Source organism: Mycobacterium kyogaense (genome assembly GCF_003254575.1).
GTDB lineage: Bacteria > Actinomycetota > Actinomycetes > Mycobacteriales > Mycobacteriaceae > Mycobacterium > Mycobacterium kyogaense.
In genome coordinates, this window is sequence record NZ_QJUA01000019.1 from 26,515 (window position 1) to 52,013 (window position 25,499).

Below are 25,499 nucleotides of genomic sequence, written 5' to 3' on the forward strand. Positions count from 1 at the left end.
ACGGCTTCATCGCATCACTCGCTTTCGGCTGGTCGGTCTAGTGCCTCCCGGCAGCGTAGCGCTTTGAACGCATACGGCGTCAGGAAGCGATGAGCACGCGTGCTCGAGTTGACGACAGAACTGCTGCTGTCTTGCGCGCCGGGGTATTTGGTCAGCGCGACGTGATTCAGGACGGGTGGACGACGAGCCCGTGCCGGATGATGGACTGCGCATTGGCGACCACCGCATCCACGGACCCGCGGCGCGGATTCCACCACTCCACAGCCCAGTTCAGCGCACCCAAGATGAGCATCTGGCCGATGTAGAGGTCGAGTTCGGGCCGCAACAGTCCCTCGCGGGCCACGTCGTTGACGAGGCGTCGCCAGATCTCCCCGTAGCGCTCCTCTTCGAGGATCTGCCGCCGCCTGATGGACTGCGGGACTTGTCCCGCGTTGCGGATGAATGCCGTCGTGTAGTCGGAGATCTCCAGCGCGTGGCGGAGGTGTGCTTCGGCGGCAATGAGCAGGCGGTCGAGTGCATGGGTGCCGTCGGGCAGGTCGTCGAGTACGGACGTCACGTGCACGCGCATATCGGCGCTACCGGACCACATCACCTCTTCGATGAGGTCTTCCCGGGACGGGAAGTAGTAGTAGATCGCTGGCGCCTGCAGGTCCGCCGCGGCGGCGACGTCAGTGAGACGCAAGCCGGCGTAGCCGTTCTCCGAGAGCACACGTGCGGCTGCATCGAGAATGCGTGAGCGCGTCACTGCGGATTTGGACGCCGAAGCCTCGCCCTGCTGATCCGCAGTCGACGCCACGCGGGCATTCTGCCTGGCCATTGGTCGATGGTACGGCGCGCGGCCGTTCCGACGCCCTGTCGGTCGCCGGCGGATAGCCACCCACGAAGACTCGCCGATCCAGTGTTTAATCCCTATTAGAAGTCTTCTCTTGACCACGGGGTCGTGATTGCGCACTCTGATGGGGTGACATCGACGGCGATCATGCGCAAACGATCCCTGCGCCGCAGCAGGGTTGTGTGCGCCATGCTCGCCATCGCGGGTGTCGCCGTCGCAACATCGGCTACGGCGCAGGCGGACAACCGCCGGCTCAACGAGAGCGTGATCGCCAACGTCTACACGGTGCAGCACCAGGCCGGCTGCACCAACGATGTGACACGAAATGCGCAATTGCAGCTCGCTGCGGAGTGGCACGCCAATGACGTGCTGAACAATCGCGCCCTGAATGGTGACCTCGGCTCGGATGGCTCGACACCGCAGACCCGCGCGGAGGCCGCCGGCTACCGGGGGACAGCCCAGCAGACGGTCGCCATCAACCCCGCGCTGGCAATCAGCGGGATCGAAATCATTCGACAGTGGTACGACAATCCAGCCTTGCTGGCCATCATGCAGAATTGCGCCAACACACAGATGGGTGTCTGGTCCCTGAACAGCCTTGACCGCTCGGTTGTGGTGGCGGTCTACGGCCGCCCGACCTGAGTCGAGCACATGACAACACGTCCGCAGCGTTGAGCGTGTTCGTTCGCGCGACCCGGGCCGAAGCCGATTGTTCCCTCCCTGAGCTCGGCGGCTGAGATGCTGGGCGCCGCAACCATTCTCGGAGACATGCCCAGAAACGGTGGGAGTCCCACCAAGCTCCTACGTCGCTATCCTGCGACTGGCGCGAAGACGATCGCGCTCTGGTGACCGGATTCCGTGTCCAGCCGATTGACACCGCCTGCAGTTCCCACGATGTGACGGACACGCCCTCGGGGTGTGCAGGCAACGGCGTTCCTATGATCGAACGATGCCGAAGAAGACGTCCGCTGCTACCGCAGGCGACTCGAAGTCGCATCGCACGCGTGCCCGCATCCTCGATGCGGCTGCCCATGTGCTGAGCGTCAAGGGCTACGCGGGCACCCGCCTCACCGACGTCGCGGAGTACGCGGAACTGCAGGCCCCGGCGATCTACTACTACTTCCCCTCTCGGGAGGACCTGATCGAAGAGGTCATGTTCAGCGGGATCAGCGATTTGCGCCTGTTCTTGCAAGAAGCGCTCGACGCGCTTCCGCCGGAGGCATCACCGATGGACCGCATCATGGCCGCCATCGACTCCCACCTTCGGCACGAACTCGAGCTGTCCGACTACGCACGGGCATCAGTCCGCAATTCGGGCCAGATGCCCGAGCGACTGCGCACACGGCAGAAGAACGAGGAAGCAGCGTACAACCGGATCTGGCGCGGGCTGATGAAGTCTGCCGTGGCCGAGGGGCAGATCCGCGACGACCTGGACGCGGCGCTGGCGCTGGCGCTGATCCTGGGCACGCTCAACTGGGCCGCGGAATGGTGGGATCGACGTCGCAGCTCGGTGGACACGATTGTCGCCAACGCGCAGGTGTTCATTCGGCACGGTCTGGCGCCGGTTCCGAAGCCCAAGCGGAAACGTCGAACCGCGGCCAGGTAGTACTTTCGACGCACTACGGGCAACACATCGATTGCCGTCGTTACTTTGTATTGCATTTCTGCATGACCGCGCCTCGCATCGTCTCTGCCTTGCGGAGTCCTGTGGGCAAGCGCGGCGGGCTAGCACACTGGCATGCCCGTGAAGCTCCTGTGCTCCAGCGCTTTTCGTATGAGCGGCCCCGTTCGGCTCCGCTGACGATTCCAGGCCGTGACTGCCGTTGAGCAGATGCTCAGCGACGGCGCGCAATCCCCCGCGGAATTCCCGTAGCCCACAAGGCCCAGGCGATCAGGACGGGCTGAAAGAGCAGCCGGACGAATCGGCTCGTATCCGTGTTGAGCCCGAACCCGTCTGCCTGGTTGACGAACTGGGCGATGTTGCCCGGGAAGACGAGCACGAAGAACGCTGCCAGCAGCCGGCCGACCAGAACGCGATCCCGCCTCAACAGCGCGAGACCCACGCCGAGCGTGATCTCGACACCACCGGAGGCCATCACGACGCCGTCGGCATCCATCGGCACCCACTTGGGTACCTGCGCCTGGAATTCCTCACGCGCCCAGAACAAGTGGCTGAGCCCCGCGAAGATCATCGCCCCGGCGAGCGCGAAGCGGGCGATGGTGCGCGCACGGGTGGTCGGCGGCGGCGCAGGCAGATCTGACACGGGTGACCCTTTCGTCGTTGTCACGGTGTTGGCTTCGCATCGGGTGTACGCGCGTGGAGGTCGGCGGTGATCAGATGCAGAGCGTCCCGCAACGCGGCGAGATCCGCTGCGGCCGAAGCATCAGATCCCAGCAGACGGTCCGGAATGCACGCCGCGCGCTCCTCCAGAGCACGCCCGCGGTCGGTCAGCGAGATCTCCACGCGCCTCTCATCGGTCGCACTGCGTTGGCGACGCACCAGGCCCGCCGACTCCAGACGCTTCAGCAGCGGTGACAGCGTTCCCGAATCCAGATGCAGGCGGTCACCGAGATGGCCGACCGTGCACGGCTGTTCTTCCCACAGCACCATGAGCACCAGGTACTGCGGGTAGGTCAGCTCGAGTTCTTCCAGAAGCGGTCGGTAGGCAGCGGTCACCGCGCGCGACGCCGAATACAGCGCAAAACACAGCTGCTCATCCAGACGGGGGCCGGGCACGCACGAACTCTATCGCACACTGTTCAATTGTGCACAATAGGTTCTGGGCCTCGGGTGACCCCGCGTGTCGCTCACCGGTCCACTCTCAGCGACACAGTCGCCGGATGGGCAGAACCACCAAAGGAACACCGACAGAGTCGCCGACGGTGGGCCGGGAGGCTGTCAGGAAATCCACAGCTCGTCCTCACCCGGCGGGAGTACTCCGGTCTGAGACGAGCGAAAGGACTGCTGATGAACACCGAGACCGTAGATCGTCAGTTCACGGCGCTACAGGCGCAGGCCGATCAGACGGGTGCGTTGATCCGCACGCTGGCCGACAAGATGTCCGCGGCAGCGGCGGCCGGAGACGCGAATGCCCGGGCGTGGGGGCTCGATCTCAAAGAGATCGCGCTGGCGATCCGTGACGAACAGGCGACGACAGCCGAGCTCCTGCAGGCCATCCACGGCCTCGTCGACACCCACGTCGCGGCGGTCCCTGAGCCGGCATACTCCACTCCCCCTGTCGCGTACGCCCTAGCCCAATACCAACCTCCGCAGTATCCGCAGTACACGCAGCCCGCGCAGGGCGGCGGTGCGCTGCAGCGGTTCCTCGGCGGCCGCTTCGGGCAGGCGATGGTGACCGGCGCCGGCATCGGGATCGGCGACGACATAGTCAACTCGATCTTCGATCGGTTCTGACGCCCTTCGCTGCGCGCAGCCTCGCGTGCCGATGCGTCGGTACGATCGGGAAGCACTATGGCTCGACAGCGCAGTGTGGTGCGGTCGGCGTTCGTCGCCGCCTCGGCGGTGCTGTGCGCCGCGCTCGGCTCGGCCACCGCGTGGGCCGGCGGACTCGGCGACTACGTCTGGGAACGTCGTCCCCTCGTGGTCTTCTCACCCGCAGGAAACGACCCGAGGCTCACCGAAACCCTCCGGAGAATCGACGACAGCCAGTGCGCATTCGCCGACCGCGACATGGTGCTCGCCGTGGTGGTGGCCGGCGGCAGCACCACGCTCGACGGCGCGGCGACGGACCCGGGTGAGTCGGACCGCTTGAGGCAGCGCTACCGCGTCGCACCGGACGCCTTCACCGTGGTGTTGGTCGGTAAGGACGGCGGTGAAAAGTGGCGGACCGACGAGGTTCCGGATCTCGAGGTCGTGTACTCGGTGATCGACGGCATGCCGATGCGGAGCCGTGAGATGAACGCCGGCACGGAGGGATGCTGACATGGCGCGGAATCGCCGGTGGCTCGCCGGCGTCGCGATTGCGATATCGGGCCTGATGCTGGTGGCCTGCGGACAGCAGGCCAGTGCCGACGAACCCACGGCCGCGACAGGCGTGCCCCTCATGAGCCTGGTCGATGTCGGTAGTGCCGGCGCGGTGGCCGGCTGGACCACGGTCAACGATCCGGTCATGGGCGGCAAGTCCACCTCCCGGGTCGCGTTCGGCGGGGGCGGCCTGCAGTTCTCCGGGACCCTGTCGCTGGAGAACAACGGCGGGTTCGCGTCTGCCCGCAGTCCACAGGACGCGGGCATCGGGCAGAGGGCCATCGGCGCCACCGCGCTGAACGTGCGGGCCACCGGCGACGGCAAGACGTATGTACTGAAGGCCGGGGTCGCCGGGCGACCGTGGTCCTACATCCAGCGGTTCCGGACCGACGCCGGTGTCGCACGAACCTATGCGCTGCCCGTCGAGAGCTTCGAGCCGGTCGGCATGCGTCTGGATCCTGCACCCGATGCTCCGCGGCTCCTCGATCCGTCGACCATCGACGAAGTGGCCGTCTACATCCTCGACAAGCAGCAGGGCCCCTTCGCCATCACGATCACGGGGATCGACGCCACCTCCTGACCGGAGACGTTCGGTCAGCCGCGCGGCGTGGTGGTGATGTGCACGTGGTCGAAGTGACCGTAGCCCGACGCCTGCGGCCCGGCCGGTGTGGAGTACGTGCCGCGCCAGATCACGTCCTGCAAACCGAAGCGGCCCGCGTTGGCCAATGCGAACGCCCGGATCTGATCACCGAGCGCGATGCCCTCGGGGCTGTCCGGATTGGGGATCATGATGTCGATGGCGAGGCCCCGGGGATGCCACGGCTTCGAGTCCGGCCGCACCCCGTCGATGGTGGAGATCTGAGGGAACTGAGCGCTGACGGCTCGCGCGACCAGGACCGTATTGGGTTGCAGGCCAGCCTCATTGGCAACGCCGACGGGTAGGGCATCCGGAACCTGAGGAGGCGCCAGGTCCCCGGGCGGCAGGGCGGGCATCGCGACGACAGCCGGATCCTGCGGGGCGGGAGGCGCGGCCGGCGGCGGAACTGCAGCGTCGATCACGGCTTGCTGCTGCGGCGTCAACGCCGCGTACTGAGCCTCCGCGGCGGCGATCCGGCGCAGCAGGTCCTGCCATTTGGCCTGTAGCTCGGCGCGGATCGCTGCGGCGCGCTCAGCGGCGGCGCGGGCATCGGCGGCCGAGCGCTCGGAGGCGCGGGCAGCGGTCTCGGCCTGTTCGCGCGTCTGGCGATACGAGCGGAGTCGGTCGGCCGTCGTCGCGTCCATCACGTGCTGCAGCGACAACCTGTCGATGAGCCGTTGCGGCGACGAGGCGGTGAGCACCGTCGCCAGCTGGCTGTCGCCACCACTCATGTAGGTCATCGCCGAGAGGCGGTCGACCGCGTCCTGGAGGGGTGCGAGTTGTGCGGTCGCGGCATCGAGCGCACCCTGGTCAGAGCGCCGACGGTCGTCTGCCGTGGCGAGCTCCGCCTGCTTCGCGTCGACGTCACGCTGGGCCGCGGTGACGGCCTCACGACTCTGCACCGCTTGTGCTGAGAGTTCGTTGAGCCTGGCCAGCGCCTCGTCGGCGGGTTCGGCGTGCGCGAAGCCGATCGTCGCCGCCGCCAGCAAGGCCACCACCGGGATGCCCTTGACACCGCAGAGCATTCCCCGGGAGGCGTGGCGCATGCGGATAGTCACGATCCCTTGTTCTCGAGAGTGGCCCGGCCGGGCGATCAGCGTTCCGGGCAAGGCTACGAAGTGCGTTCTGTCATGTCTAGTCGAAGGCCGCGACGCTTCAGTTGATGATCTCTCCGCCGTCATCAGAGAGCAGCACTGACAACCGCTCCCGCCACATCTGCAGCTGGTCCGGTGTCAGCCGCTCCCATTCGGTGACCTCGGCAACCACCCGCAACGGAGCGGAACTGCGGTAGGACCGGGTCGGATTTCCAGGGAACTTCTTGTCGGTCACGTTCGGGTCGTCCTCGAACTCCCCCGTCGGTTCGACCTCGTAGACCCTGGGCGCGGCGGCGCCACCGCCGAGCTCGGCGGCGATCTCGGCAGCCAGTCCGGCCCCATTCACTCGCGAGGTGAAGTAGATGTGGTTCATCACGATCTCCGGACGGTAGTTCGACGGCCGGCCCGCGGTGAGCAGGTCACCGACTGTCAGATCCGCGATGGTGCCGTGGAAGAACGGGCCGGGCTCGGCCGATCGAGACATCGGAAACCTCCAGGTCGGGTACGGGGCCGGGCCAGCATGCCGCACGACCGGGGTCTTGCCACAAGCCCCGTACCCTCGCTTAACCTGGAGTGGGAGGCGCGATCGACGCCCCGACGGTCTCAGCGTCGAGGGATGTTCTGGTAGTGAGATCGCCGATCCGCTCCTATCCCACCCTGTTGATATTCGAGTGCGAAGCCCCATACCCGTCGGCGATGCGGGGAGAGGAGTCGGCCCGGTCTGACCCGCTCCGCTGCTGACCTGACCGTATCAATGATACGGTGCAGAACCATGACGGAAGGCTCCCGCCTCAATCACCTCTCCTATGTGGTGCTGGGCGTGATCGCGGTGCGCGGTCCCACCACGTCGTACCAGCTCAAGCAGTATGTCGCTGAGTCGATCGCCTATCTGTGGCCACTCCAGCACGCGACGCTGTATCGGGAGCCGCGCCGCCTGGAGGACTGCGGGTTGTTGCAGTCCGAGACCGAAGAGGGGGGCCGACGGCGCCAGTTCTTCACGATCACCACCGAAGGGCTTGCCGCCCTTCGCCATTGGCTTCGCGACCCCAGCACCTCCCAGCCTTCGGAGCTGCACGACGAGGCGCTGCTCAAGCTCCACTTCGGTGAGCTCGCCGACGTGGCGAGCATGCGTGAGCTCGCCGAGAATCAGATCGTCGAACGCAAAGCTCGACTGGCTTACTACACGGATCTGCAGCGCCGCTATCAGGACCGCCCTGACCTGGGTTATCCCTTGGCGACGTTGCGGGCGGGCCAGATGATCGAGAAGGCGTCGATCGCGTTCTGGCGCGACATCGCCGAGAGCACAGAGCAATTGGCGCCTTCGCGGCCAGGAGCCCGCGGCCGCACCGACCTGTCCCCCACGTCAGCCCTGTCCCCCGAACGAAAGTGATGGCCCCATGACCCTGCCCGAGATCCTGCGGGACAACCTCGCACTGCCCGTCGTCGGGTCCCCGCTGTTCCTGTGTTCAGGTCCGGAACTGGTGATCGCGCAATGCAGTGCCGGCGTCGTGGGCTCCTTCCCCGCGCTCAACGCTCGTCCGGCCTCGGTCCTGCGCGAATGGTTGGAGCAGATCTCCACCACGTTGGACACCCGACGCCGCGAGCATCCCGAACTGGTGACGGCTCCCTTTGCGGTGAACCAGATCGTGCACAGGTCCAATGAGCGCCTCGACGAGGACGTGCAGGCGTGCGTCGACTTCCAGGTGCCGATCGTGATCACCTCGTTGGGTGCACGCGCCGATGTCAACGACGCGATCCACTCGTACGGCGGCATCGTGCTGCACGACGTCATCAACAACACCTTCGCGCGCAAGGCCATCGACAAGGGGGCCGACGGCCTGATCGCCGTGGCCGCCGGCGCCGGTGGGCACGCAGGCACCATCTCGCCGTTCGCACTCGTGCAGGAGATCCGAGAGTGGTTCGACGGGCCGCTGCTGCTCTCCGGAGCCATCGGACACGGCCGCTCCATCCTGGCCGCCCAGGCCGCCGGAGCCGATCTCGCCTACATCGGGTCCGCGTTCCTGGCCACGACCGAAGCGCGCACCGAAGACGCGTACAAGCAGATGATCACGACCAGCGGTGCCAGCGACATCGTGTACTCGAATCTCTTCACCGGTGTGCACGGCAACTATCTGCGCGGTTCCATCGAGGCGGCTGGACTCGATCCCGAGAACCTTCCGCAGTCCGATCCGTCGGCGATGGACTTCGGCTCCGGCGGAAACACCGATGCCAAGGCGTGGAAGGACATCTGGGGTGCCGGACAGGGAATCGGCCCCATCCAGGAGGTGGTTCCCACGGCGGAGCTCGTCGCGCGGTTGGGCCGGCAGTACGCTGCTGCCCGCGCCCAGCTGTTCGCCGAGGAGTTGGCGTCGACCGCGGTGTGACACCGCGTCACATCGCGTAGCGATGGACCGTCTGCGGGTAAATGACGATGCGCACCCACTGCTCTCGTGACATCGCCGCGAGCTCGCCTGCGCGACGGGGATCGTCGAGGTCCCAGTAGCGCGGTGCGAGTCGTTCGAGCACGGCGTGCGCGCCGTCGGTGACGATCGTCGCGGTCCCCGTCACCGACACCCACCGTTCCCGCTCCCCCACCGGTGCGGTCACCACGAGCGACGCACGGGGGTTCCGATGAAGCCGGCGTACGCGTGCGGTGTCCGGTGCGCTGAAGAGCTGGATGTCACCGGCCTCGGTCACCTCGAACCACACCGGTCTCGGCTGGGGTGGCAGCGATCCCTCGGCGGTGGTCAGGAATCCGTAGAGCGGGCGGCTCAGCAACTGCAGATCGTTCTCCGTCAGCTGGTTCATGTTCTTCAGTCAACCCTGTGTTCAGGGACGAGTACATGGGCTGGAGTCCGCGATACCTGTGTAATCGTCTACCGTGCGACTCATGGACGCGTTCGGTGATCTGTTCCGCGGCGTGCGAGCACATGGCTCCTTGTTCGGTAGTTCTCTGCTGACACCGCCGTGGTCGCTGCACTTCGTCGACGGCGCGCCGCTGACGCTGTGCACGGTTCTCGGCACGCCGTCCTCGCCTGGCGGATGGATCGTTCCCGAGCACGGCGCGCCGCAACGCCTCGACTCCTACGAGACGGTCGTCGTACGCGGCCCGGGCACCTTCACATTCGTCGACGCCCTCGACACAGCAGCCGAGCCGATCGCCTGCGGCGAATTCTGCGCAACCGCCGAACAGGGGGGAACCCGACACCGCCGCGGGTGGGCTGACCCTGGAAGTCATTCGAGCGCAACGACATTGATAGTGGGCTCCTACCCCGTGAAGGGCGAGATCAGCCGACGACTGCTCGAGGCCCTGCCGGTCGTCATGCACGTCGGCGCCGGCGGCACAGGAGACGCCGTCCTCGACCATCTCGCCGAGGAAGTCGCCGTCGACGTGCCGGGGCAGCAGGTGGTGCTCGACCGGCTCCTCGATTGGATGCTCGTGTGCACCATCCGCGGATGGTTCGACCGGCCCGGCGGTGAGCCACCGACCTGGTGGGTGGCGCAGCGCGATCCGGTGGTCGGCGATGCACTACGCCTGCTGCACGACGACCCCGCGGCACCGTGGACAGTGGCGACCCTGGCCGAACGGGTCGGGGTGTCCCGATCGACGCTGGCCAAACGCTTCACCGAGCTGATGGACGAAGCCCCACTCACCTACCTCACGCACTGGCGGATGACGCTGGCGATGGACCTGTTGACCGATCATCCCGCCTTGTCCATCGCCCAGGTGGGGCGCTCGGTCGGCTACACCGATCCGTTCGCGTTCAGTGCCGCGTTCAAGCGGGTGCGGGGCATCAACCCCCGAGACTTCCGACGTGCGGCGGCGCGCGCATGAGAAGCGGACACGGCCCCTCAGCGCTCCATGGCAGCGGCCTCTTCGAAGACCAAGCGTGCGTGCAACTGGAAGAGCTGCACGAAACGCTCTGAGTTGTCGTCGATCTCGTTGGCGATGAAGAGTCCGTCGGCCCCGGCGATCAGATAGGTGGTCAGTAACTCGACCTTGTCGGCGGCAAGCCCGGGCGCGACGGCTCGAATGGCGTCGGCGAACCGGTCGAACGCGGCATTGCGGCTGTGCAGGAACCTGGTCTTGGCCTGCAGCTCCACCGGGCGGCGGTCCAGCGCCAGCTTGAGCCCCAGCCTCAGAAAATCTGGGGTTTCTCGCAGCGCTGCGGCGACCTGAGCGCCGATCTCGCTCGCGCGCTCGCCGGCAGTGCCGTGCTCCGGCAGGCGCAATGCCTGCGACCACGTCTCGAAACTCCGGTCGATCACGGCGGCGATCAGATCGTCCTTGTCGGCGAAGTGCCAGTAGATCGATGTCGGCGGCAGACCGCTGAGCTCACTGACCGCCGAGATGGTGGTCGCGTCGTATCCGCGCTCCGCAGCCACCGCCGTCGCTGCGTCGAGAATCCGCTGACGCGAGATGTCGCCGTTGGCCCGAGTGCGGCGCTGCGCGACCGAATTCTGCTTTTTGGTGGGCATGACCACTCCTCCCCTGCCCCACGATCATGCAATACTCCTTATTGTAGGGATCGCTACATCAAGGATGGGATGGTTCATGCAATGTCCGGCGAAGACTTCTCGACACCAAACCGTCGACGGTTCCTGGCGATGACGGGACTCTCGATCGCAGCCACCGCAGCGGCGTGCTCGGCCAAACCTTCGTCCGCACCTACCCCCGCGCCGAGCAGGACCGGGTTGCCTTCGGCGTCGAAACACAACATCGTGTTCGTCTTCACCGACCAGGAACGCCACTTCGCCCAGTGGCCGAGCGGGATGTCCCTGCCGGGCCGGGAGCGCCTCCAAGCCGACGGCGTCGAGTTCACCAACCACTACTGCCCGGCCGTGATGTGCACGAGTTCCCGGTCGGTCATCCTCACCGGTCTCCAGACAGCGGACAACGGCATGTTCGAGAACGTCGACCTGCCCTACGTCAAGTCCATGAGCACCGAGATCCCGACCGTCGGCGACATGTTGCGCACAGCGGGTTACTACACGGCCTACAAGGGAAAGTGGCATCTCAACAGCGATTTCGAGACCGCCCAGCCCGACCACCTGTTCACCAAGGAGATGGAAGCCTACGGTTTCTCCGACTACGTGTGGCCCGGCGACGTGCTCACACACACTCTCGGCGGTTACACCTACGACAACATGATCGGCGGCAGCGTCGTGTCGTGGCTGCGCGACCAGGGGCGTTCACTGGCCGACGACAACAAGCCCTGGGCATTGTTCGTCAGCCTGGTCAATCCTCACGACATCATGTATTTCAACACCGACGCACCCGGTGAGCAGGTGCAGGACAACGGCCGTCTGCTGATGCACGCAGCGCGCGCACCGAAGAATGCGCTCTACGAAAAGCACTGGGAAGTAGGGCTTCCCGATAGTCTCACGCAGTCGATGACCGAACCAGGACGTCCTGCTGCCCATGGCGAATATCTGAAGGCATGGGGTTACACCCTCGGAACGATTCCGCCCGAGCAGGAGCGCTGGGGCCGGTTCTCCGATTTCTATCTCAACAGCATTCGCAGTGTCGATCAGCAGGTGACGCTGCTTCTGAACGAACTCGATGCGTTGGAGCTCGCCGACAACACGATGGTCGTGTTCACCAGCGACCACGGGGAGATGGGCGGAGCGCACGGTTTGCGAGGCAAGGGTCCCTTCGCCTACCAGGAAGCCATCCACCTTCCGCTCTACATCAAGCATCCCGATGTGTCTGGCGGACAACAGGTCACGTCGTTGACAGGACACATCGACCTGGCACCGAGCCTTCTCGCTCTCGCCGGCGTGCCGACCGGTGCCGTCGGCGAGATCGCCGGGCGGGACCTTCCTGGAAAGGACTTCAGTCCTGTACTGAGCGACCCCGCGGGTGCCGACGAACACTCAGTGCGAGAAGCAGTGCTGTTCACCTACAGCGGGCTCGCGACCAATGACAGCGAGGTGATTCGGATCGTCGCGGACGCCAAGGCTGCGAACCAGGATCCCAAGCAGGCCATGGCGATAGCCGGCTACAAGCCAGACCTGACCAAGCGAGGCAGCCTGCGCACCATGTTCGACGGGCGGTACAAGTTCACGCGATACTTCGCACCGACCCAGCGCAACGTTCCGCGCGACATCGAGGAGCTCTACCGCTTCAACGACGTCGAGCTGTTCGACCTGCAGACCGATCCGGCGGAGATGACGAATCTCGCGGCAGAGAAGGGGGACCACGCTGATCTGGTGATGGCCTCCAGCGCGAAACTCGAAGCGCTCATCACACACGAGATCGGTATCGACGACGGCCGCGAAATGCCGGACTTCGACAACATCGACTGGACGATCGACCGCATGGACCTCTAGCTCTGAGGTGTCACTAGGGTGTCACTGCCTTCACCAAGACGTCGGCGGCGAGCAGTCCGAGGTTGTTGGCGGCAAGCGGGCTGTCGCCACTGAGTAGCGTGCGATCTCGATGAACTCGACCGGTCATGTCGTCGTTGAGCACCGTGATGCCCTGGGCCTGCAGCGCTTCGGCCAACAGCCACGGCAGATGTCCGGGAATGTAGCCCATGTCGACGTTGGCGCCCTCGTCGAGCGCATCGGGGAACACACACATCGAATAGCCCTTGAATGGTGACTGACGACCGCCGCGGCCGACTGCCAACAACGCGGCCGGACCGTGGCACAACGTGATGATGTACTTGTCGCGGTCCAACGCCCAGTCCAGGGTGTGGGCCACCGCTTCAGCGTCCGGCAGCCCGAGAAGTGCTCCGTGCCCACCAGGGATGAAGACTGCCAGGTAGTCGGAGTCGTCCCCGAGCTCACCGGCGACGACATCGGACAGCTTCTCCGGCTCCTTGAACTTGGGCTTCAGGGTTTCGTACGCCTGCCGGACGGCCTCATCCTCGCCGGGCATCGCCCACCACTCCAGCTTGGCCGGGTAACCCGCGACTGTGGCGATCTCGACCTCGAAACCCGCCTTCATCAGGTGGATGAGCGGCAGGAGCGTTTCCACGGGATGATTGCCGGTCGAGAACATCTTTCCGTTCTGGCACAGCAGATACCGCTCCTCCGTGGCGATCGTCAGGATCTTCCAGCGGCCCTCGGTGTAGGCACCTTCGTGCTCGACCCCGTCGAAGTCGCTACGCGGTGGAACGTACTGGGTCAACGAGTACGGCGACGGGAAGAACGCGTTGTCTTCGGCCTCGTCGGGGCGGGGCTCGCGGCTCGGGGCTCCAGAGTTGGTGGTCATCGGTCATCCCTTCTCGTCGATACCTCAACTGTTCGGGAAGAGCCCGTCGATCGCAATGGCCATGACGGGCCTAATCCATCTGCTGGATCTGGAGGAGATTGCCGCAGGTGTCATCGAGTACGGCCGTGGTGACCGGTCCCATGCTCGTCGGCTCCTGGGTGAAGTAGACCCCGAGCGCACGGAGGCGCTCGTACTCCGCGCGAACGTCTTCGACAGCGAACGCGGTGAACGGGATGCCGTCGGCGACGAGCGCTTCCTTGAACGGTCTCACCGCAGGGTGCGCGTCGGGTTCGAGCACCACCTCGGTGCCGCCCGGATCCTCCGGTGACACGACGGTGATCCAGCGGTGCTCGCCCATCGGGATATCGTGCTTCGCTTGGAAGCCAAGCACTTCGGTGTAGAACGCCAACGCCTTCGCTTGGTCGTCGACGAACACGCTCGTCAGGGTGATCCTCATGATGATTCCTCTCCGTGGTCGACGTGCTTGCACTTCAGCCACCGCTCGACGATCGGTTCCAGCGGCGTGGTGTCGATGTCGTGGAACTTGAAGCGGCCCTCCCGCCGGGTGGTCACGAGGCCGGAGGCTTCGAGGACGTCGAGGTGTTGCGAGATCGCCTGCCGCGACGATCCGAGGCCGTGTTTGGACGCCAGCCGTGCGCAGATCTCGAACAGCGTCTGTCCGCTCCGGTCGGTCAGCTCGTCGAGGATCGTCCGTCGCGTGGGATCAGCCAGAGCTTTGAAGACATCGCCCACCGCCATACGATAGGCAAGCAATCACTTGCATGTCAACGGTGGTTCGGATACCACGGGGTTTCCAGGGCGCGCACACCCATTGCCGATGCCACCGTGGGATCTGTGCTCACCAGTACTACGCAGAAGATCACCGTGGTCGGAGCCACCGGCCTCATCGGCCGTCAACTCCTCCCCCTCCTCAGTGGCCGCGGCCTCGACGTCACAGCGGCCTCCCGCGCGTCCGGTGTCGATCTGCTCACCGGCGACGGCCTCGATGACGCCCTGACCGGCGCGGACGTCGTCATCGACGTGATCAACTCCGCGACACCGGACGATTCCGCCCAGGCGTTCTTCGCGCACACGTCGGCCCACTTGTCAGCGGCCGCAGCCAGGACCGGGGTCGGCCACTATGTCGTCCTCTCGATTGTCGGAGCGGATCGTATGGCGGCCCAATCCGGTTACATCCGAGGCAAGTTGGCGCAGGAAGCCGCGGCGGAGAGATCGGGTGTGCCGTGGACGGTTCTGCGTGCCACTCAATTTCACGAACTGGCCGGACCCATCACCGAGTCCCTCATCACCGACGACGTGGTACGCGCACCGGTGGCACTGATCCAGACTGTCGACTCCGCTGAGGTGACGGCGATCCTGGCCAGGATCGCTGTCGGTCGCCCGCTCAACGCCATCCATCACGTCGGCGGACCACAGAAGATGTCCTTCGCCGACATGGCCCGCACCGTCGTAGGACACCAGGGCCGCACGCTCGATGTCATCGACGATCCGTCAGCGACCTACAGCGGGCTGTCGATCGACTTCACGACGCTCGTCACAGACGACGACGCCGAACTGGGCACGACGCGCCTCGAGGACTGGTTGTCGGGCCGCTGACCGAGCTGGTTTGGCACGGCCGCCGTTCTTCGTCGCCTACGGTGGAGTTCACAGCCGATCGCCAGGGGGCACCGTTTCATGAACCACTCATGCGCGCGCCGAGCGCTGATCATTCCTATCGCCGCAGCACTCGTCCTCGGCGGCGCAGCCTGCGCCGACGACCGCACGGACGCTCCCCCGGCGTCGACCTCGACCTCGACCTCGCAGACGAGCTCGGCCGCAGGCGGGAGCACGCACGATCAGGTCGAGAAGTTGCTGGACGAGGCGGAGGAAGCGTTCGACGCTCCGGCGAGAACATCGTCGGCCGGCAACACCGACAAGACAGTCGACAACATGTCGATCGTCGCCGACCGGTTGATGCAGGCGCACGAGCTCGCTCCGTACCGCAACGACCTTCTCTTCAGCGCCGCGTCCGCGCAGATCGCTCGCAAGGACGTCGACGCTGCGCTCGCGCTCTACAAGAGTGCGCTCGCCACAGCACCCAATGATGTTGACGCGCAGTCCTATCTGGCCGGCTGGTCCCGCTATCTCGGCCGACGGGCCGAATCGGACAACTACGTCGATCAGATCCGCGGCCTGGACCCCGCACGCGCAGAGCAGCTGGAGGCCATGTTCGCCACGATCGACCAGAAGGTCTCAACGCCGCTGACCGATGCATTGCCGGCGCTGCCAGAGCCGGGGCTCGGGATCGTGACTTTGGGTTATGCACTGAAGGACGACGGATCGATGGACGACATCCTGATCGCTCGCCTCCAGCAGACCAAGGCTGCCGCGCAGCGCTGGCCGAGCGCACCGATCGTGGTCACGGGCGGCGTGGAGCAGTCCGGGCGCACCGAAGGCGAGTCGATGAAGGAGTGGCTCGTCAACAACGGCGTTGCGGCTCAACGCATTCACGACGAGAACTTCGCGCGCTCGACGGTCGAGAACGCCTCGTACGGCGTGGAGGTGCTGGCAAGCCTGCGCGCCTCGCACGCGTTGATCATCAGTTCGGCCAGCCACATTCGCCGTGCGTTGACGCTGTTCCAACTGGCCGCGGCCGACACCCTGGGCAGAGACTTTCCCTTCTCGGGTAGCGGGAGTGCCGACAAGCCACTTGCCGAACTCGCCACCGCGACTCCCGATGAGCTGCTCTCCATCTATCGCGATGCGTTCAGCTCCATAGGGATGTGGAGTTACCGCAGCGCCCCACTGCTCAGGCAGTAGGTCTCTCAGCCGCCTCAGGACAGCGGCAGGTTCGGAGGTTCGAAGCCAGGGTTGACCAGCGCCGTGGCAGATGCCGTCCCGATCGGTCCCGCCTCGTCCACGAGAATGGCTGTGCCCGTAGAGATCCCATCATGACTGTGATGGGTGAGGGCGGCGAGGCCGATGAATTCTCCGGCGGGAAGGCGGCTGAGCGACACCGTGTAGTCGGCGTTGATGAACGGCAGGCCGTCCTCGCCGAAGCCTGTGAGCGAACTCGCCACATCGCCTGCCATCGCGGCGGATCCGAACGGTGTCGGCGGCAGCGCATCGACGAGCGGCAGCACATCGTGCACCCAGACGAACTTGGGACCGCTGTGCGCCCACGCTGCCAGACCGTCGCTGGGAGTTGAATCCTCGCGGCCCGCGGTGAACATCAGCATCGGCGCGTCGTCGGGATACGTCTCGGGTATCACCGGTAGCGATGGCATGACCACATCGGCAGACCAGCGCGGGGCCACAGGCTGCTCACCCGGTCGCAGATAGAGCAGGCTGGCTCTGGCGACCGGCCTGCCATCCTGGGTCATCACGACGTCGGCCAGAAGCAGGCGGCGCCCCGCGCGCACGATCTCGGTGGTCACCGACACCGGCGTCATCGCCGCGGGCCGCATGAGGTCCACGGTGAACCGCGCCGGGCGCATGCCGGCCGTCTGGTCGGCGAGATCGCGCTCTCCGATGAGGCCCAGCAATCCACCGAGATAGTTGCCGCTGATGGTGTCACCCCACGGACCCCGAGCCCAGTGCGTGGGCGCGAAGTGTTCACGCCCGCCGGCCTCTGTCTGCAACGCGAAGAATGCTCGGGTACTCATCGGGGCTGACGATAGCGGTCCGACTACCCGAGGTATCTCACCCGGTTGGTGACGCGGTGCGGAAGATGGGCCAGCAGATCTCGGTCGCAGTGAAATGCGTCGGCTCCAACAGCGAGCCGCCGAGATAGTGCTCGCGGGTCGGACCTTGGTCGCTGATCAACTGTTCGTTGGCGTACTTCCCCAGCGCCGCGTAGCTGCGGTCGATGCCCTCGTGATTGCCCGAATGTGTGAGCACCGCGTAGTCGGCTCGAGGAAGGACATGGGCCCGAATTCCCTGCGGCGCCATCGTGGATTGCGGCGCAGGAACGAAGAGTGTTGCCTCTCCGCGGGATTCACTGAACAGTGCTCGGGCGTATAGGCCGCCGTAGACGACAGCGTCGGGTGCACCTGCAGCCGCGGACAACGCCTCACCGAGTGTCGAAAGCGTCGCCACGAACCAGGTGTCGATCTCGTCGACGTCGATGATCGCGGTGATCGACCAGACCGCGAGCGCAGGCTCCTGGCGCAACTCCACTGCTGCGGTGTGCACGGGAGCGAGCAACTCACGCAGCGCGCTGACGGTGTCGCGCGTCTGCTGCAGCTGCTGCTCCATCTGCTCGAGGTGCGTCGTGATGATCTCAGTGCGTGCCGCGGAGTCCTCGGTACTCAGCAACGCCTTGATGTCGGGGATGGACATCCCGAGCGAGCGGAACCGCCGGATGATGTGGGCGTGATCGACCTGACTGCTGTCGTAGAAGCGGTAGCCGGTGTGCGGGTCGATGTGGGCGGGCTCGAGGATGCCGAGGTCGTGGTAGTGCCGCAGCGCCTTTCTCGTGAGGCTGGTCATCAACGAGAAGTCGCCGATCGACACCTGCACGCCCATCGCGTCCCCCTCACGGTCTTGCGGTTGGTCTTGCGTTCACCCATGACGATTGTGCAGTTTCCCGTAGGGGCAAGGTCAACATCGGATCGGCGGCTTGACCTTGCCCCACGGGGAAGGCCCACCGTCGTGTCATGACAACAGCATGGGATGAGCTCCCGGAGACGATCAGAACTTTCATGACGGCACTCGATGCCCGTCAGGTGGATCATGCGCTGGCCACCCTGACCACCGATGCCGTGGTGACCGACGAGGGCCACGACTTCACGGGCCACGACGAGATCGGGACGTGGATCGCGACCGCGGCCAGCGAGTACACCTACACCGCCGAGTTGACTGGTGTGACGATCACCGAAAGCACCATCGTCGTAGGACAACACCTCGAAGGCAACTTCCCCGGCGGAGTAGCCGACCTGCACTACCGGTTCACGCTGGACGGCGCACTGATCGCCCGGTTGGTGATCGAGCCATGACGCGGCGGTGGTTCATCACAGGGGGTACGCCCGGCGGGCTCGGGGTGGCGTTCGCCGAGGCGGCGCTCGAGACGGGCGACCGTGTGGCGCTCACCTCGCGGCGGCCACAAGAGCTCGCCGCGTGGGCCGAAGAGTACGGCGACCGCGTTCTCGTCGTGCCGCTCGATGTCACCGACGCTGCCCAGGTTCGGCACGCGGTGCAGACGGTCGAGGACGAGTTCGGCGGCATCGACGTGGTGGTCAACAACGCCGGCCGTGGATGGTTCGGCTCGATCGAGGGGATGGCGGAGTCGACTGTGCGCGCCATGTTCGAGCTGAACTTCTTTGCGGTGTTGTCCGTGGCGCGCGCGGTGCTGCCGGGAATGCGGGCACGCGGCAGCGGGTGGATCGTCAACGTGTCGTCGGTGGCGGGTCTGGTGGCAGCGACCGGGTTCGGCTATTACAGCGCGACGAAGTTCGCCATCGAAGCCGTCACCGAGACGCTGCGTGAGGAACTGGCCGGGCAGGGTGTCTCCGTGTTGGCGGTCGAGCCGGGAGCGTTCCGCACCAACGCATACGCCGGCTTCGCGGATGAACCTGTCGCGGAGCCGATTCCGGAGTACTACGACATGCTCGAACAGGTCAAGGCGACGTTCGTCGAGATGGACGGCGTGCAGCCCGGCGATCCGCGCCGCGGCGCCCGTGCGGTGCTCGCGGCGATGGCCCAGGACCCGCCTCCCCGGCGACTGGTGCTCGGCAACGGTGGCTTCGATGCGGTGGTCGACACGCTCGAGGGTGCGCTGGCCGACATCCGGTCCAACGAGGAACTCTCCCGCAGTGCCGACTTCCCGAACTCGGCCCTGGGCGGATGACCGCTCCTGCAGCACAATTGAACCCGTGACACCCTGTGCCACCGCTCGGTGAGGACCCACCAGGGCGTTGATGAGGTGCCGCCTGTCAGGCGACCTGGTTGTCAGGTGGTGCGGGTCCGCCGGGTTCTGACGCGTCGGCTGTCTCCTGTGTGGGTTCGTCCTCGTCGGGTGGACGCAGGAGGCGTTCGGGGGTGTGGTGGGTGTTGATCCGGGTTTGTCCGGTGTCGAGGTTCGGTGGTGGGGTCCATTCGACTTCGTGGCGGGCGTTCATCGACGTGCTCCAGCCGCCGTCTTTGACGCTGCGGTTGTCGGGTGGGCAGGCCAGACCGAGATCGTCGATGTTGGTCACCCCGCCCTCAGACCAATCGGCGGTGACGTGATGCACCTGGCAGCCATACGCGCCGACGGGGCAACCGGGTTTGGTGCAGCCCCCCTCACGCGCGATCAACATGACCCGCTGCGCGGCCGAGGCCACCCGCCTCGTGCGGAACAGGTCCAGTGCGGAGCCGGTGGCGCGGTCGAACACCGCCAGATAGTGGCTGGCGTGGGAACCCATGCGAATCACGTCCTTGATCGGCAGCCGGGTACCGCCACCGGTCGTCCCGATCCCGGCGCGCGATTCCAGGTCCTGCAGGGTGGTGCGCACGATCACCGTCACCGGTAACCCATTGAGCTGACCCAACTCGCCGCTCATCAACGCGATCCGACCTACCGCCACCAACGCGTCGTGCTGGCGTTGGGCCAGGCTGCGGTGATCGTTGTCGATCTGGGCTTGCGTCGGCGTCCCCGAGATGCAGGGTTCCTCATCGTCGGGGTTGCACATGCCCGGGGCGGCGTACTTGGCGAAGATCGCCTCCCACACCGCCGCCGCCTCCGGGGTGAGGCCGGCCCGCCATTGCGTCATGCCGTCGCGACGTTGCGGGCTCTTGGTCAACCCCCGCTTGCGGACGCGTTCGGCGTCGTCGGGTTCGGGCCCGTCCTGATCGAGCAGGAACAGCTCCAACTCTGCGGCGTCGCGGGTGGCTTTCGGGCCGGCACCGGTGGCGATGCGCACCACCTCAGCCTCGAACTGCTCCCGGGTCGCGGCGTCGACAAAGCTCGGGAGGTCGTCGACCGCTTTACGGATCACCTCCACATGTTCGGGGGTAATTCGCCCCTCGGCCTGGGCGGCTGCGGTCGCGGGCAAGACCGGCGGTAGGGGTTCTCCGGTCATCGACTGCCGCGGGGCAAGTAGCGCCGCCTCACTCAGCCGGCGGTTCGCTTCCGACCCGCTGATTCGGTACCGGATCGCCAGGACGTCTTTCCAGTTCTTCGCCCCCATTTGCACCGCAGACGTCTCCACCTGCAACCGCGCCAACGCCCGATGCTGCGCCGCCGGGAGCCGGCACCCCGCGGTTTCGAGCTCGTCGAGCAGCTCCACCACCTCGGCAGCAGTGGACCGATCCAGGCTGCAGGCCAGCACAGCATCGACAGCGGCCCGTAACCCCGCGACCACCTGCTGCACCTCCGACACACTTCGAACATACATTCGACCACCGACAATCTGCGTCCGCGCTGCGTCGACGGCCGGCGCAACGATGGACACTGTGGTGTGGCTCTTTCTGCAACGGTGTTCAAAGTCGAATTCGGTGTCTCCGACGTCGACCATGGCTACTACGCCGATCACACTCTGACCGTGGCTCGTCACCCGAGTGAGACCGATGAGCGGATGGTGGTGCGATTGTTGGCCTTTGGCCTGCGGGCACACCGGCTCAGCGACGTCGACGGCGAGTTGGAGTTCGGACCGGGCCTGTCCACCCCTGGCGTACCGGACGTGCGACTCGCCGACTACACGGGCCGAATCCTGGAGTGGATCGTCGTCGGCCAGCCCGACGAACGTGTCCTGAGCAAAGCGGCCAGCCAGTCCGACCAGGTTGTGCTGTTCCCGTTCGCCGCCGGCGTGGCCACCTGGTGGCGCACCGTCGGCCCCAAAGTGGCCGGGGTACAAAACCTGTCCGTGGTGCAGATACCGCACCAGCCGGTGCAGCAGTTGGCGCAGACTGTCGATCGACGGATATCGGCTCAGCTGATGCTGATCGAAGGTCAGGTGACGATGACCGTCGGTGACGTCGACGTCACCTTCACGCCCGACTCACTCATGTGACGGTTGCCCTTCGCTGTTCAGGGTTCTGCAACGATGTCGCGCCGATACCATTGCGCAGCAAGCGCATAACACCCGATCGCCACCAACTGCATGGTCGGCACGAGAATCAGCAGTGCCCTTCCCAGTGACTGGGAGCCCAGGGCACCAGTCAGTGAATCGCTGACCACGCCGGTCAGGAACGGGCCGACCGCACCCAGCGTCGCGTTGAAGAACAAGAACACGGCCGACGCCGTCGCGCGATGCTCGGGAAGGACCAGGCGCTGGATCGCCGCGATGGACGGCGCCAGATAGGCGACGCCGATCAGATAGGCCAGCGCCAGGAGCCAGACGCACCACAGACGACTCTCCACGACAAACGCCAACGCAGATGCAGGCAGGAGCGCCGCGATCAAGATGACGACGATCCACAGCAACCAGCGTGCGTCACGAGCGGCCAGCCGGTCTGCGATTCGTCCGACGACGAGCAATCCGAAGACCCCCAATGCGCCGGTGGCCAGGCCGTATTCGACACCGACCTCGCCCAGTGTCATTCCCCGGGTCCGCATCAGGAACGCAGGCGCGAACGTCGTCAACGAATAGCCCGCTGCGGACACCAGCGCGGTACCGGCCACCATGGCCAGAAAGCTGGGCTTGCGCAGCAGATCCCACCACTTCAGCGTGTCGCTGTCCTGCCGCGGCGGCGGAGTCGGCAGGCTCTGGCGGAACCTGACAACCCACAGCACCACAGGCGCCAACAGCACGCTGATGGCTCCCATCGTCACGAAAGCTGCCCGCCAGCCCATGCTTTCGGCTAGCAGTCCGCCGCCGAGCAGGCTGGCCGCACTGGCCAGCGGGATCGCCATGGTGATCACCGCCAGCGGAGCCGACCGCTTGTCCGGGAGAAAGTTGCGCGCCACATAGGCATGCGCCGCCGGTGTACTACCGGCCTCGCCGACGGCCACCCCGACGCGCGTCAATGCCAGCTGGAGACCGGACTGGACCGCACCACCGAGCATGGTCATCGCGCCCCACAGCGTCAGGCAGCCGGCGATCACCGCACCGAAGGCACCGCGGTCGGCGACACGCGCGATCAGAATGCCCACGACGGCGTACACGACGAGGAAGCCGAAGCCGTTGATGACACCGATTGCCGTGTCGGACAACGCAAGATCCTGCTTGATCGGCTCAGCCAGTACACCGGGTAAGAACCTGTCGACGTAATTGAGGGTGCCGACCAGCGCGAGCACCACAACGGCGCCCCAGGCGCGCGTCGGTGAGTGCGCGGCCTCGGTGTGCCGCGCGGCGTCCTGCGGTGTCGACATCGTTCTCCTCGGTCAATCGCTACCGAGCAGCTTCTCAGACGTCCTGCAGTGCCCACCGCCTGGGAGGGAGCACGCGGGCACTCACGTGGCGCTGGGGGCCATCGTCACCCGGTTACGGCCAATCTGCTTGGCACTGTAGAGCGCTTGGTCGGCGGATTGGAGAAGGTCCCGCGGCGAGCCAGTATCGGTGTCGATCGCGGCCACCCCGATGCTGATCGTGATCGGGCGCTTCGGCCAGGGCGCCCTCTGCACGGTGCGCCGGAACCTCTCAGCGAGCACGAATGCGCCCTTGCAAGTGGTCTCGGGGAGAACGACCGCGAATTCCTCACCGCCGTAGCGGAACAGAGTGTCCGAGTCTCGCATTTCCGATTGCAGGAGCTGTGCGACCGATCGGAGCACCTCGTCGCCGGCGGGATGGCCGAAGTCGTCGTTGAAGGATTTGAAGTGGTCGACGTCGATCATGAGCAGGGACAAGGTCGTGCGTCTCGCTCGTGCCCGCATGAAGTCCTCTTCGATCGTGAGATCGAAGGAACGCCGATTCTTCACGCCCGTCAGCACATCGGTGACCGATTGCGACTCCAGGTGCACCCTCACCTTTTCGATGTCCCGCTGGTACTCCTGCAGCAGTTCGACGTACTTCTCCTGATCCAGGACGGCCTGCTCGAGGGTGGCGATACTTCGACGGAGTTCGAGTTGCACGATGATCTCGCGGGAAAGAATTTCGAGCGCCTCTCGCTGCGTCTCGCTGAGACTCCGCGGCTCGCGGTCGATCACACAGATCGTGCCCAGCGCCTCGCCCGTCGGCGCCACCAGCGGTGCGCCCGCGTAAAAGCGGATGCCGGGATCACCGGTCACGAGGGGATTCGCGGCGAAGCGTTGATCGGTAGTGGCATCCTCGACCGTCATCACGCTTCCGGGATCCATGATCGCGTGTGCACAGAAGGCTTGTGAGCGGGGTGTCTCATCGACGTCCAGTCCCACGTTCGCCTTGAACCACTGGCGGTCGTCATCCACCAGCGTGACCAGCGCGATCGGCGTGCCGCAGATCGCCGACGCAAGCTTGGCGAAGTCGTCGTATGCCTGCTCCGGCAGGGAGTCCAGGATGTTGTAGTCGGCGAGAACCTTCATCCGCTGGTCTTCGTTCCCGGGTACCGGGAATTCGTTGTGCCACATGCGCGCCCCCACATGTTGAGTTGTAGCGGCGCCGTCTTCACCGCGTCTCTTTCACGAGCCCAGATCATAACTTGGCATACGCTGCCGTTCGGCAAACTTCGCTGAACCCGACTATGACCGCCCGGACGCCCGGTCATGTACGAGGGCCGGGGCCGCTGCGTCGTTCGTTTCGGCCAAGAGGTCAGGCCGTGGGTAACCGCATCACGAAGCCCGCCTCCAGCGCAACCCACAGCGCACCGTCCGGTCCGATGGCCAACCCGTGCGGCTCGCTGCCCGCGGGCAGGTCGATCGTGTCGACCTCACCGTCAGCGCTGACGTGGGCGATCTGATCGGCGCCCCACAGGCTGACCCACACCCCACCGGAGGGGTCGGCGACCACCGCGTGCGGCTTTCCCGGCAGGTCGAGCTCCTGGATCGCCTCGTTGAGCGGGATACGGCCCACCTTGTCGGCGAGCACCTCGGTGAACCACACCGCGTCGTCGTGGGTCTGGGCGATGCCCACCGGACCGGCGTTGGGGGTCGGCAGCGTCCGCACCTCGAGTTGGCCGCGATGGAGGCGGCCGATGGCGTTGGCCTGGTTCAACGTGAACCAGAGGGCGTTGTCCGGTCCGGTGATGATCGACGACGGCATGCCGCCCGGGGCCGCCTGCTCGCTGAGATCACCGTCGACGTCGACGCGGCCGATGACACCGCTTCCCATGGCCGTGAACCACAGCGCGCCGTCGGGTCCGGTGGTGATACCGAACGGGGCACTGCCGCTGCGCAATTGGTAGTCGGTTTGCATACCGTCAGTGGAGATCCGGCCGATCCGGTCGTCGCCCGCGCGGGTGAACCACAGCGCGCCGTCCGGTCCGGCGGTGATGATCGAGGGCTTGCTTCCCTCGGCCACCGGATACACCTCGAGGTCTCCGCCGGCACCCACCCGCGCGATCGCGCCGCGATGGACCAGCGTTACCCACATCGCGCCGTCGGGGCCGGCAGCCAACGCATACGGCCCGCCATCGACGGCGACTTCGAAGATGCGGCTCATGCGACGGTGACCACGGCGACGACGATGGAGAGGCGTGACACGGTCAGCTGATGTCGGCGCATGTGCACCGCCGCAGCCTGACACATCGCGCCACCGTGGAACAACCCGTTATCCGGATCAGGCTCTCGCTGCGACACCACCTCCGTCAGGACCCCGTGCTGGTCCGCGTCGGCGCCCGCCGCAATGCTTGCGGTTCGCGAGACCTGTTGTCATCCAGGATGTCTGGGTTGCGAG

The 25,499-nt window shown here is 65.9% G+C and carries 30 protein-coding genes; 14 read left to right on the forward strand and 16 right to left on the reverse strand.

The window, feature by feature from the left end:
- Positions 1-166: 166 nt before the first annotated feature.
- A complete protein-coding gene (locus tag DMB80_RS14595) occupies positions 167-817 on the reverse strand; it encodes a TetR/AcrR family transcriptional regulator (RefSeq protein WP_111510507.1) in 651 nt (216 codons plus the stop codon).
- Positions 818-1,021: 204 nt separating this feature from the next.
- On the opposite strand from DMB80_RS14595, the gene DMB80_RS14600 reads away from it, so the two are divergent.
- Both DMB80_RS14600 and DMB80_RS14605 read left to right on the forward strand, forming a co-directional pair.
- Complete coding sequence (locus tag DMB80_RS14600; RefSeq protein ID WP_111510572.1) at positions 1,022-1,474, forward strand: CAP domain-containing protein; 453 nt, start codon at positions 1,022-1,024, stop codon at positions 1,472-1,474.
- A gap of 307 nt (positions 1,475-1,781) precedes the next feature.
- Positions 1,782-2,438 carry a TetR/AcrR family transcriptional regulator gene (locus tag DMB80_RS14605; protein WP_111510508.1) on the forward strand — a complete coding sequence of 219 codons (657 nt, stop codon included), beginning with the start codon at positions 1,782-1,784 and terminating at the stop codon, positions 2,436-2,438.
- A 229-nt stretch (positions 2,439-2,667) separates the two neighbouring features.
- Here DMB80_RS14605 and DMB80_RS14610 read toward each other — a convergent pair whose 3' ends face one another.
- Both DMB80_RS14610 and DMB80_RS14615 read right to left on the reverse strand, forming a co-directional pair.
- Positions 2,668-3,024, reverse strand: a complete 357-nt coding sequence (locus DMB80_RS14610) for a DoxX family protein (RefSeq protein WP_420812184.1) — start codon at positions 3,022-3,024, stop codon at positions 2,668-2,670.
- Positions 3,025-3,116: 92 nt separating this feature from the next.
- Positions 3,117-3,569 (reverse strand): MarR family winged helix-turn-helix transcriptional regulator, encoded by a 453-nt coding sequence (locus DMB80_RS14615; RefSeq protein WP_111510510.1) that lies wholly within the window; start codon positions 3,567-3,569, stop codon positions 3,117-3,119.
- Between the two features lie 231 nt (positions 3,570-3,800).
- Here DMB80_RS14615 and DMB80_RS14620 point away from each other — a divergent pair, with 231 nt between their 5' ends.
- From DMB80_RS14620 to DMB80_RS14630, 3 genes are read left to right on the forward strand one after another with little or no spacing between them, the layout of a single operon-like run.
- Positions 3,801-4,247, forward strand: coding sequence for a hypothetical protein (locus tag DMB80_RS14620; protein WP_111510511.1), 447 nt, complete (start codon positions 3,801-3,803; stop codon positions 4,245-4,247).
- A gap of 57 nt (positions 4,248-4,304) precedes the next feature.
- On the forward strand, positions 4,305-4,775 hold the full coding sequence (locus DMB80_RS14625; RefSeq protein ID WP_111510512.1) for a DUF4174 domain-containing protein: 471 nt from the start codon (positions 4,305-4,307) through the stop codon (positions 4,773-4,775).
- A 1-nt stretch (position 4,776) separates the two neighbouring features.
- Entirely contained in the window at positions 4,777-5,397 is a 621-nt protein-coding gene (locus tag DMB80_RS14630) for a CIA30 family protein (protein WP_111510513.1), read from the forward strand.
- 14 nt (positions 5,398-5,411) lie between these two features.
- Here DMB80_RS14630 and DMB80_RS14635 read toward each other — a convergent pair whose 3' ends face one another.
- Positions 5,412-6,500, reverse strand: coding sequence for a VldE C-terminal domain-containing protein (locus DMB80_RS14635; protein ID WP_205538692.1), 1,089 nt, complete (start codon positions 6,498-6,500; stop codon positions 5,412-5,414).
- A gap of 109 nt (positions 6,501-6,609) precedes the next feature.
- Positions 6,610-7,032 carry an NAD(+)--rifampin ADP-ribosyltransferase gene (gene arr / locus DMB80_RS14640; RefSeq protein WP_111510515.1) on the reverse strand — a complete coding sequence of 141 codons (423 nt, stop codon included), beginning with the start codon at positions 7,030-7,032 and terminating at the stop codon, positions 6,610-6,612.
- A gap of 288 nt (positions 7,033-7,320) precedes the next feature.
- Between arr and DMB80_RS14645 the strand changes: the two genes are divergently transcribed.
- Together DMB80_RS14645 and DMB80_RS14650 are read left to right on the forward strand one after the other, a co-directional pair.
- Positions 7,321-7,938, forward strand: coding sequence for a PadR family transcriptional regulator (locus DMB80_RS14645; RefSeq protein ID WP_162938533.1), 618 nt, complete (start codon positions 7,321-7,323; stop codon positions 7,936-7,938).
- 7 nt (positions 7,939-7,945) lie between these two features.
- On the forward strand, positions 7,946-8,932 hold the full coding sequence (locus tag DMB80_RS14650; RefSeq protein ID WP_111510517.1) for an NAD(P)H-dependent flavin oxidoreductase: 987 nt from the start codon (positions 7,946-7,948) through the stop codon (positions 8,930-8,932).
- A gap of 7 nt (positions 8,933-8,939) precedes the next feature.
- Here the strand turns inward: DMB80_RS14650 and DMB80_RS14655 are convergent, their stop codons facing one another.
- The gene (locus DMB80_RS14655; RefSeq protein WP_111510518.1) at positions 8,940-9,356 is read right to left on the reverse strand and encodes a pyridoxamine 5'-phosphate oxidase family protein; all 417 of its coding nucleotides are present in this window, start codon (positions 9,354-9,356) and stop codon (positions 8,940-8,942) included.
- An 82-nt stretch (positions 9,357-9,438) separates the two neighbouring features.
- Between DMB80_RS14655 and DMB80_RS14660 the strand changes: the two genes are divergently transcribed.
- Positions 9,439-10,383, forward strand: coding sequence for an AraC family transcriptional regulator (locus DMB80_RS14660; RefSeq protein WP_111510519.1), 945 nt, complete (start codon positions 9,439-9,441; stop codon positions 10,381-10,383).
- 17 nt (positions 10,384-10,400) lie between these two features.
- On the opposite strand, the gene DMB80_RS14665 is transcribed toward DMB80_RS14660, so the two are convergent.
- Entirely contained in the window at positions 10,401-11,027 is a 627-nt protein-coding gene (locus DMB80_RS14665) for a TetR/AcrR family transcriptional regulator (protein ID WP_111510573.1), read from the reverse strand.
- Between the two features lie 129 nt (positions 11,028-11,156).
- Here DMB80_RS14665 and DMB80_RS14670 point away from each other — a divergent pair, with 129 nt between their 5' ends.
- The gene (locus DMB80_RS14670) at positions 11,157-12,881 is read left to right on the forward strand and encodes a sulfatase family protein (RefSeq protein WP_111510520.1); all 1,725 of its coding nucleotides are present in this window, start codon (positions 11,157-11,159) and stop codon (positions 12,879-12,881) included.
- A 13-nt stretch (positions 12,882-12,894) separates the two neighbouring features.
- Here DMB80_RS14670 and hchA read toward each other — a convergent pair whose 3' ends face one another.
- From hchA to DMB80_RS14685, 3 genes are all read right to left on the reverse strand, one after another.
- Positions 12,895-13,770: a glyoxalase III HchA gene (gene hchA / locus DMB80_RS14675; protein WP_111510521.1), complete on the reverse strand. Its 876-nt coding sequence runs from the start codon at positions 13,768-13,770 to the stop codon at positions 12,895-12,897.
- 70 nt (positions 13,771-13,840) lie between these two features.
- Positions 13,841-14,227 (reverse strand): VOC family protein, encoded by a 387-nt coding sequence (locus DMB80_RS14680; RefSeq protein ID WP_111510522.1) that lies wholly within the window; start codon positions 14,225-14,227, stop codon positions 13,841-13,843.
- Positions 14,224-14,523, reverse strand: coding sequence for an ArsR/SmtB family transcription factor (locus DMB80_RS14685; RefSeq protein ID WP_111510574.1), 300 nt, complete (start codon positions 14,521-14,523; stop codon positions 14,224-14,226). The genes DMB80_RS14680 and DMB80_RS14685 overlap by 4 nt, the downstream gene beginning before the upstream one ends.
- Positions 14,524-14,625: 102 nt before the next feature.
- Between DMB80_RS14685 and DMB80_RS14690 the strand changes: the two genes are divergently transcribed.
- Together DMB80_RS14690 and DMB80_RS14695 are read left to right on the forward strand one after the other, a co-directional pair.
- The gene (locus DMB80_RS14690; protein WP_111510523.1) at positions 14,626-15,387 is read left to right on the forward strand and encodes an SDR family oxidoreductase; all 762 of its coding nucleotides are present in this window, start codon (positions 14,626-14,628) and stop codon (positions 15,385-15,387) included.
- A gap of 78 nt (positions 15,388-15,465) precedes the next feature.
- Complete coding sequence (locus DMB80_RS14695) at positions 15,466-16,590, forward strand: YdcF family protein (RefSeq protein ID WP_111510524.1); 1,125 nt, start codon at positions 15,466-15,468, stop codon at positions 16,588-16,590.
- A 14-nt stretch (positions 16,591-16,604) separates the two neighbouring features.
- On the opposite strand, the gene DMB80_RS14700 is transcribed toward DMB80_RS14695, so the two are convergent.
- Both DMB80_RS14700 and DMB80_RS14705 read right to left on the reverse strand, forming a co-directional pair.
- The gene (locus DMB80_RS14700; RefSeq protein WP_111510525.1) at positions 16,605-17,435 is read right to left on the reverse strand and encodes an acyl-CoA thioesterase domain-containing protein; all 831 of its coding nucleotides are present in this window, start codon (positions 17,433-17,435) and stop codon (positions 16,605-16,607) included.
- Positions 17,436-17,472: 37 nt separating this feature from the next.
- Positions 17,473-18,297: a MerR family transcriptional regulator gene (locus tag DMB80_RS14705; protein WP_111510526.1), complete on the reverse strand. Its 825-nt coding sequence runs from the start codon at positions 18,295-18,297 to the stop codon at positions 17,473-17,475.
- Positions 18,298-18,428: 131 nt separating this feature from the next.
- Between DMB80_RS14705 and DMB80_RS14710 the strand changes: the two genes are divergently transcribed.
- Together DMB80_RS14710 and DMB80_RS14715 are read left to right on the forward strand one after the other, a co-directional pair.
- Positions 18,429-18,767 (forward strand): nuclear transport factor 2 family protein, encoded by a 339-nt coding sequence (locus tag DMB80_RS14710; RefSeq protein ID WP_205538689.1) that lies wholly within the window; start codon positions 18,429-18,431, stop codon positions 18,765-18,767.
- Positions 18,764-19,618 (forward strand): SDR family NAD(P)-dependent oxidoreductase, encoded by an 855-nt coding sequence (locus DMB80_RS14715; RefSeq protein WP_111510528.1) that lies wholly within the window; start codon positions 18,764-18,766, stop codon positions 19,616-19,618. Before DMB80_RS14710 ends, DMB80_RS14715 begins: the two co-directional genes overlap by 4 nt.
- A gap of 85 nt (positions 19,619-19,703) precedes the next feature.
- Here the strand turns inward: DMB80_RS14715 and DMB80_RS14720 are convergent, their stop codons facing one another.
- Positions 19,704-21,146 (reverse strand): HNH endonuclease signature motif containing protein, encoded by a 1,443-nt coding sequence (locus tag DMB80_RS14720; protein WP_111510529.1) that lies wholly within the window; start codon positions 21,144-21,146, stop codon positions 19,704-19,706.
- 63 nt (positions 21,147-21,209) lie between these two features.
- Between DMB80_RS14720 and DMB80_RS14725 the strand changes: the two genes are divergently transcribed.
- The gene (locus DMB80_RS14725) at positions 21,210-21,761 is read left to right on the forward strand and encodes a YaeQ family protein (RefSeq protein ID WP_111510530.1); all 552 of its coding nucleotides are present in this window, start codon (positions 21,210-21,212) and stop codon (positions 21,759-21,761) included.
- 17 nt (positions 21,762-21,778) lie between these two features.
- On the opposite strand, the gene DMB80_RS14730 is transcribed toward DMB80_RS14725, so the two are convergent.
- The 3 genes from DMB80_RS14730 to DMB80_RS14740 all read right to left on the reverse strand — a co-directional run bounded on the left by DMB80_RS14730 (position 21,779) and on the right by DMB80_RS14740 (position 25,265).
- The gene (locus DMB80_RS14730) at positions 21,779-23,062 is read right to left on the reverse strand and encodes a spinster family MFS transporter (protein WP_111510531.1); all 1,284 of its coding nucleotides are present in this window, start codon (positions 23,060-23,062) and stop codon (positions 21,779-21,781) included.
- A gap of 81 nt (positions 23,063-23,143) precedes the next feature.
- Positions 23,144-24,190 carry a sensor domain-containing diguanylate cyclase gene (locus DMB80_RS14735; RefSeq protein WP_205538690.1) on the reverse strand — a complete coding sequence of 349 codons (1,047 nt, stop codon included), beginning with the start codon at positions 24,188-24,190 and terminating at the stop codon, positions 23,144-23,146.
- Positions 24,191-24,416: 226 nt separating this feature from the next.
- Positions 24,417-25,265 (reverse strand): virginiamycin B lyase family protein, encoded by an 849-nt coding sequence (locus DMB80_RS14740; RefSeq protein WP_111510533.1) that lies wholly within the window; start codon positions 25,263-25,265, stop codon positions 24,417-24,419.
- Positions 25,266-25,499 lie beyond the last annotated feature (234 nt).